The organism is Nocardia asiatica NBRC 100129 (genome assembly GCF_000308415.1).
In the GTDB taxonomy this organism is placed as follows: Bacteria; Actinomycetota; Actinomycetes; order Mycobacteriales; family Mycobacteriaceae; genus Nocardia; species Nocardia asiatica.
The window spans coordinates 1-7046 of the sequence record NZ_BAFS01000394.1; the positions used below are offsets into that span (position 1 = coordinate 1).

At 66.7% G+C, this 7046-nt stretch carries 8 protein-coding genes and 1 pseudogene; 3 read left to right on the forward strand and 6 right to left on the reverse strand.

All coding sequences use genetic code 11. The features are described from left to right. From ON27_RS30015 to ON27_RS41725, 6 genes are all read right to left on the reverse strand, one after another. The coding region (locus ON27_RS30015; protein ID WP_043735235.1) for a universal stress protein at nt 1-285 on the reverse strand (285 nt) is incomplete at its 3' end. Nucleotides 286-441: 156 nt separating this feature from the next. Beyond that, nucleotides 442-1392, reverse strand: a complete 951-nt coding sequence (locus ON27_RS30020) for an Acg family FMN-binding oxidoreductase (protein WP_306306964.1) — start codon at nt 1390-1392, stop codon at nt 442-444. A 49-nt stretch (nt 1393-1441) separates the two neighbouring features. Beyond that, a complete protein-coding gene (locus ON27_RS30025) occupies nt 1442-2194 on the reverse strand; it encodes an SDR family NAD(P)-dependent oxidoreductase (RefSeq protein ID WP_043735242.1) in 753 nt (250 codons plus the stop codon). A gap of 388 nt (nt 2195-2582) precedes the next feature. Continuing rightward, a complete protein-coding gene (locus ON27_RS41720; protein ID WP_043735247.1) occupies nt 2583-3233 on the reverse strand; it encodes a phosphoribosyltransferase in 651 nt (216 codons plus the stop codon). 45 nt (nt 3234-3278) lie between these two features. Beyond that, nucleotides 3279-4187 (reverse strand): universal stress protein, encoded by a 909-nt coding sequence (locus ON27_RS30035; RefSeq protein WP_051047115.1) that lies wholly within the window; start codon nt 4185-4187, stop codon nt 3279-3281. Nucleotides 4188-4199: 12 nt separating this feature from the next. After that, entirely contained in the window at nt 4200-4478 is a 279-nt protein-coding gene (locus ON27_RS41725) for a DUF1918 domain-containing protein (RefSeq protein WP_083887886.1), read from the reverse strand. Nucleotides 4479-4699: 221 nt separating this feature from the next. On the opposite strand from ON27_RS41725, the gene ON27_RS30045 reads away from it, so the two are divergent. The 3 genes and pseudogenes from ON27_RS30045 to ON27_RS44440 all read left to right on the forward strand — a co-directional run. After that, nucleotides 4700-5047 (forward strand): hypothetical protein, encoded by a 348-nt coding sequence (locus ON27_RS30045; protein ID WP_043735245.1) that lies wholly within the window; start codon nt 4700-4702, stop codon nt 5045-5047. 153 nt (nt 5048-5200) lie between these two features. After that, nucleotides 5201-6064 (forward strand): universal stress protein, encoded by an 864-nt coding sequence (locus tag ON27_RS30050; protein ID WP_043735254.1) that lies wholly within the window; start codon nt 5201-5203, stop codon nt 6062-6064. Between the two features lie 699 nt (nt 6065-6763). After that, nucleotides 6764-7046: pseudogene (locus ON27_RS44440) on the forward strand (hypothetical protein); the annotation flags it as partial.

The window sequence follows — 7046 nt, forward strand, 5'->3', positions numbered from 1 at the left end:
GATGGCCAGCGCCTCGCCCGTCGCGGCCGCCCTGGCCACCCGAGCGGCCTCGGTCAGCACCCGTTCCCCGTCCTTGCGCAGCCACTCCACATCGGCTTCGGTCAGCATGGCACCGGGACCGTACCCGGGCTGAATGGCGACGGAGGTGACTATATGCAGCCGGCACCGATGCAACGCGGCGTCGGCCGCTGCCCACGCCGCCGCGTGGTATGACGTCGCGGATCCGTCGACGGCGACCACGATCAGATCGGTCTGCCCAGTGCGTGCGGTCGAGTTCTCGGTCATTGCGTTCTCCTCGGTGCCGAATCCATGTGTCCTATTTCGTGCCGATCGTTCGGCGCCGTTCGGCCGCCACGAATCGTTTCGTCACCTCGTGCCGACTTGCCATCACCATCTACGCGGCTTCGGGTTCGCTCACCGTCGTCGCCGCTATGGCGACTTTCACGAACCCGAGGGATCCAGGGGCGCAACCACCTCGTCGAGCGGGCGGCGCGGAGTGGCCGGGACCGGATCGGCACTCGGGATCGCGTAACCGACCCGAACGACGATCTGCGGATATCCGGTATCGTCCAGCACATTCGCGCGGATGCGTTTCCTGGTGCCGGCCAGTTCCATCGGCTCGGTCAGCGGGCACGTCGCCAGACCCAGGGTCGTGGCGGTCAACAGCACCGCGCTCGCGGCTTCACCAGCTCGCAACCGGGACAATCGGTCGTCACTGCTGGTGCTCAGGAGCATCATCCGGTCAGCGGCGTCGACATCACGCACCACCGCCTGCGGCAATCCCGGATTCGAGAACGGACGCACCGTCGGATCGGCGTCGCTCGACACCGCGTTGCGCGCCGGGACCCCCTGCGGCGCCGCGTGCCTGCCACTCCACTGGGCGAGTTCGGCGCCGTAGGCCAGGTCACGCGCATGTTCCCACGCCGCTTGTTCGAATGCCCGCAGCAATTGAGTCCGCGCCGGTTCGGCGTCGATATCGCGCACGAGCACTCCGACCGCCTCCCCTGCGGCGATGATCGCCTCGATATGCGCGGCCGGCACCTCCCAGGAACTGTAGTGACGGCGATCGGTACAGCGGCTGCCGATGGCGCGCGCCAACTCGACATCCTCGGCTGTGAATGCGGTGGAATGGAACTCGACGGACGCGAGATGCTCAGGTGCGGCTGGGTCCGGCAGCCGGTGGATCGTCGTCTCCCACCCCTCCGCACGGGCCGCCACCCTCAGATGATGCAACACGGCGCCACAACTGAGCAGCAGGTCGCGCCCATCCGGGTCGGTGTGCGGAAGCCTTCGGCTTTCGTCGGCATACAGATGCACGGTTTCGTGCCCGAGCCGCCAGAGCCACGGCTGAGTGTTGTGCACCGACGGCGCTCGCACCGCCAGCGTCAACACTGATCGCAGCGTATCGAGATCAGGATGTGTTTTCGGCATCGCTTGCCTCTCATCGGGATTCGTCCGGCAGGCCCAGGACCTGACCGGCGGTGGCGCCACCATCGAGCACGAACTCCGAGCCGGTCGAGAACGTGGCCTCGGTGACCAGGAATCGCACCATCGCCGCGACCTCGTCCGGCTCACCGAAGCGAGCCAGCGGCTGATTCGCGGCCACGGATTCGTCCATGGCGTTGGTCATCGGCGTGTGGATGGGACCGGGGTGTATCGAACACACCCGCACGTTCGCGCGGCCCAATTCCAGAGCGGCGGCCTTGGTCAGACCTCGCAAACCCCATTTGCTCGCGACATAGGCGCCGATACCCGCGTACCCGATCAGCCCGGCTGTCGAAGAGATGTTGACGATCACCCCGCCGCCGGCGGCCCGCAATCGCGGCGCCGCCAGATGCATACCCAGCCAGGCGCCGTAGAGGTTCACGTCGACGACATGCCGGAACATCATGGGCGATTCGGTCTCGACGCCCCCGAAGTCGATGATGCCCGCATTGTTGACCAGCACCGCCAGGGGGCCGAACTCCGCCTCCGCGTCATCCAAGACCGCGCACCACGCGTCCTCGTCCGTCACGTCCAGCCGACGGAAGATCACACCCGAGCCGAGCGACTCCGCCAACGCGCTGCCCTCGCGTTCGAGTAGATCGCCGATGACGACGGAGATGTTCTCCTTCGCCAGGGCGGATACGACAGCGGCGCCGATGCCGCGTGCACCGCCGGTGACGACCGCGCTTCTGCCTTCGAGTCCGGCCATGGTAATCAATCACCTTTCAGCTGGCTGGGTACGCTCGTTTCTGAATTCAGCATCGCGCGAAGCAGTAGGCATCCGTGACGGCCGAAGGTCACCGGAGACCGGGCCCTCTGACCACGATCGGCCGCAAGTCCGGCCACCGGCCCTCAGACGCCCAAGACCGGCGACGTCGGCTCGACCGGTCAGCCATCGGGTCGCATCGAGCAGTCGCCCGCGCGGCAGCCTGATACGCCTGTGACCGGTCGATCTCCTTGTCAGGAGTGACCAAATCGAAGAAACAGGTGCCCAGCCCGGCTCGGTTCAGCACCTCGGCAACGAACCGGTTGCGCGGGCTGCGTCGGCTGCTGCCGCTGCCGTGCGCGAACAATCACCAGCCCGAGTCGGCGGGCATTCAGGGAAGCTCGCTGCGGGTTTGCGCAGAACGAAGAAGCAGCTCGACCTCGGCGTCGGCCACTTGGCCGAAATTGTGGTACCAGCCGCCGACCGCGCCGAACCGCGTGGGCATCTCCAGACAGACCACCTCGTCGGCCACTTCCTGCAATATCGCCACCGTGTCACGGGGAGCCACCGGGACGGCCAGCACAACGCGCTGTGCGCCTTGTTCCCACGCCACCTGGCAAGCTGCGCGAGCCGTCGCGCCGGTGGCGATGCCGTCATCGACGACGACCACAGTTCGACCCGAAAGCGGGATACGCGGGTGAGCACGCCGCAGCCGCTCGGTCCGCTGTCTCAGTTCGGCGCGTTCACGGTGCTCCACCTCAGCGATCTCCTCGCGGGTGAGCCTCGTGTAGCCGAGCACCACGTCGTTGATCACTTGGACGCCGTCCTCGCCGATCGCGCCGAAAGCGAGCTCCGGCTGGTACGGGACACCGAGTTTACGAACCAAGATCACATCCAGCGGTGCGTCCAGGCCCCGCGCGACCTCGTAGGCCACGGGAACACCGCCACGCGGCAGGCCCACGACGACGACATCCTCGTCCCTCAGGTACTGCAGTCGTTTCGCCAGGCGACGCCCGGCGTCAGAGCGATCGTCGAAAAGCATCGCCACCTCCTCTCGAGTCCAGCGTTGCCTTCCTGTCCCCGATCCTCAGCGCTGACGCGCGACGATGACGGGGCACTGCACTGCATCGACGAGTGCGGAAGTGGTGGACCAGGGCAGCACACCGGCCGCGCCTCTGCGGCCACGGCTGCCCACCACCAGCAGTTGCGCGTCCCGCGCTTCGTCGGCCAGACAGCGAACAGGACTGTCGCGCATCAACACTCGTCGCACCGGCACCTCCGGGAATCGCTCGCCGAACCCGGCCAGATTCTGCGCAAGTAGCGCGATCTCCCACTCTCGCACAGCATCCCAGGTCGAAATAAGATTGGTCGCGCGGGTATCACTCCACGCGTGCAGCGCGATCAACTCGACTTCGCGCCGCGAGGCTTCTTCGAACGCCAGTCGTATCGCCGGTATGCAATTGGGCGTCCCGTCCACTCCGACAAGGACCGGCTTGCCCGCGGAGACCGCATCCGTGGCCGGAGCCGAGCGGATGATCGCGACCGGGCAGCGCGCGTGCCTGGTCATTGCTGTGCTCACCGATCCGAGCAAGCCACGACCGAACGTCCCGAGACCACGGCTGCCGACGACGACCATCCCCGACCATCTCGAGCGGTCGATCAGATGCGGAACGATCGGATCGGCGATGAGTGAGGTCTCCATCGGCAGTGTCTCGTCGCGCGCCGCCTTTCGGGCTACCTCGCAGGCCTCGCCGAGCACTTGTTCGCCGTTCCGGCTCCGCGATGCGTCGGTGTCGGCCGATAGAAATCTCGCGCCGAAGCCGACCCGAACCGAGGTGACGATACACAGTCTGCGCCGGTACAACGCCGCATCCGCCGCCGCCCACGCCGCGGCGTAGAGGGAGACGGCCGAGCCGTCCACGGCGACGACATTGGGCCGGTCGATGTGCCCACGCGGTGGTGGCGTGTTCTCCGTCGAGGGCCGGCGCGGTGCCATCGGTACCGGCTCTCAGGCGTCGGCGGGTTTCGCGGCTGGCCGGCCCGCTCGATAAACCCTGGAGGAGAAATGCGCCTCTGCGACTTCTTCCTGCGCACGCAGTTCATCGCGGGTCGCTATATGTGCGTCCGGCCCGGGAAAGGTCAGGGCCCGATGCCCGGTATCGGTCCAATGCACCAGATAAGGGGGCATTCCGTCCTTCCCGTGCACTTCTTCGATGAGACCGTGCCGAACCGCACCGCCGACATTGCGACCTTCGACTATCAGCCAGTCCCCCACCTTCGCATGCATATGGCCCAACCTCCTCCGTTCCCCGTCCGCACTCATGGTCGCAACCGGCCGAGATCCGACGGTAGGGCCATTGGTCGCAGGCAAAGGTCCTTCTCGGCACAGCGAGGCCGATATGCGGTTCGCGGCGTCCGCCCGCCACCGCACACCGAGGGCGATCAGCGGTTCGCGGCCAGGGCCATCGGACCCTAGTCGACCGCGGCCGACGGGACGACGCTGATGCCATGTCCCTCAATAGCGCTTCACCGACAGCGATACTGCGCACCGCGCGCGAACGGCTCGACGCCGTCGCCGAGAAGATCGGCACTGGTATACCGCCGGCATTCCTGCGCGCAGTGTTGCGCGGCGAGTCCGGCAGCGACAGGGCCGCGGCTGACGCCGCAATCACGGAACGACTGGACCGAATGGAACACCGAGTGCTGCTACTCGGCGACGCGGTGGCGGTTCTCGCCCGCGGGCTCGAACAATTGCCGAGCAGTGACATCGATGACCAACGCCGGGCTGACGCGGCCCAACAAGCCCACCGCATTCTCATCGCCGAGCACCTCACCACCGCGTCCGCATCGCAGTAGGCGGGTCGACAGCGTCTTGTCACCGGCAGCGGAATGAGAGCAGACGACGCAACCGTCGTGGTCGCCCGGCTCGGCAGCCCGCACTGACCGGTGTCGTGCGCCGCTCGTCGATCGGCAATAGGTACCCGCGAGACGCGAGAAGGAGTGCAACTGATGTCCACTGTCAGCGATCCCCCTATCGTCGTCGGCGTCGACGGTTCCTCCATCGCGCTTGCGGCCGTGCGCTGGGCCGCCGTCGACGCCGCTCACCACCATGTGCCGCTACACCTCGTCTACGCGATCGGAGTCTTGGGTGACTTCGGATCGGGTATCGAACTAGCACGATTCGATTTCGACAGTTACTGGCAGAGTGTGCACGACGCACTGGATGCGGCCCGGGCGGCCGCCGTCTCGGAGTCCGCGCCGATCGGCGAACTCGACGTCAGTACCGAACTGGTGGACGCTCCCCCGATCCCGGTCCTGCGGAATCGTTCCAAGACCGCGCGTCTGCTCGTCGTCGGCACTCATGGGCTCGGTGCCATCAGCCGCGGACTGCTCGGTTCGGTCAGCACCGCGCTGGCTCGGCACGCCGCGTGTCCGGTCGCCGTCATCCCGGAAACCGCCGCCCGATCCGACGGCCCGGTCGTGGTCGGAGTCGACGGCTCACCGAGCAGTGTGCATGCCGTCGAGATCGCCTTCGACCAGGCCGCGGTACGTGGCGCCGAACTGATCGCGGTGCACACGTGGTCGGGTTTCCTGCGCTTCAGTTCACCCGCCGACATGCAAGAAGAAGGCGAGGAACTGCTCTCCCGAAGCCTGGCCGGATACGGAGAGAAGTATCCGGAGGTTTCAGTGCGGCGCATCGTGGTCGAGGACCGCCCCGCCGAGCGGCTACTCGAGGTGGGCCGGAATGCCCAGCTTCTCGTCGTCGGCAGTCATGGGCGCGGCGGTTTCGCCGGAATGACGCTCGGTTCGGTAGGTCAGGCGGTCTTGCACGCGGCGGAGGTGCCGGTGATCATCGCGAGGTCGGCGAGTTGATCGCGCACGCGGCGGGGCTGGTCGGAGCGGTGCTCCTGGCCCACGCCCGCGACGGCAGGCATCACTACGACCGCGACCGAGCCTCGGGCGCGCTATCGGCTCCGTTACGCCACCTCGTCACGCGAATCAGGTCCGAATCCGCATCCTCGGAAACGACGGCCGCCGCCTCGGCGCGACAAGTCCGCGTTCCAGCCGTCCGCGGCCACACCGTCAGCCACCGTTGGCATCGACCGAGGCCACGAATCAGGACTGGTCAAGACGAGAGAGGTCCAAAGCCTCGGAGACGGTAACCAATTCCCCTACGGAATAGGCGCCCGGCGCGCGAGAGTGAATGTTCGAAACCCCGAAAGGAGCCCATCATGGACTGGCCCACCGCCGCTGTTGTAATCGCCGCCATCATCGCGGCAATGGTCGTCGCGGCCACCTATCTTTCGGCTAGAAAGCCGTAGATATCTCGATGCAACGGATTCTGCCGGAACGGCAGTTGCCTCTCCGCACGCATCACAAGTGTCGGCCGGTGGTCGAGCCGCCCGAACCGTAGGCCATTGCCGGGTGATCGGTTGTGGCCCGAACCGGGCCATGCCGGCCACTGCTGCTCCTGAGGCTATCGACCCTGTTTCAAGGACCATCGGCCTACGGCGCTTGGGCCCTGGCCGCTGAACTCCGCATTCGTACGAATCCACAACGGGAGGCACGAATATGCGATCGACTGTTGTCCTACTGGCCACGGTGGCTGCATTGATGCTGCGGCACCGGATGCTGCGCTGGGGCGCCACCCCTGCGGAGGCGGCGGCCGGATACCCCGGCGACACACTGGTACCAGCACCGACTGGCTGCTCGACCATGGCCACAACCCTTCAAGCGCCCCCGGAAACCGTTTGGTCCTGGCTGGTTCAGATGGGCGCCGACCGCGCTGGTTGGTACAGCTGGGACCGGCTGGACAATGGCGGGCGGCCCAGCTCGACGCGAATTGTGCCGGAAT

Bases quoted from the DNA above. Each gene is read 5' to 3' on its own strand.
- ON27_RS30025 (WP_043735242.1), bottom strand. From the start codon at position 2,194: ATGGCCGGACTCGAAGGCAGAAGCGCGGTCGTCACCGGCGGTGCACGC.
- ON27_RS41720 (WP_043735247.1), bottom strand. From the start codon at position 3,233: ATGCTTTTCGACGATCGCTCTGACGCCGGGCGTCGCCTGGCGAAACGA.
- ON27_RS30035 (WP_051047115.1), bottom strand. From the start codon at position 4,187: ATGGCACCGCGCCGGCCCTCGACGGAGAACACGCCACCACCGCGTGGG.
- ON27_RS41725 (WP_083887886.1), bottom strand. From the start codon at position 4,478: ATGCATGCGAAGGTGGGGGACTGGCTGATAGTCGAAGGTCGCAATGTC.
- ON27_RS30045 (WP_043735245.1), top strand. From the start codon at position 4,700: ATGTCCCTCAATAGCGCTTCACCGACAGCGATACTGCGCACCGCGCGC.
- ON27_RS30050 (WP_043735254.1), top strand. From the start codon at position 5,201: ATGTCCACTGTCAGCGATCCCCCTATCGTCGTCGGCGTCGACGGTTCC.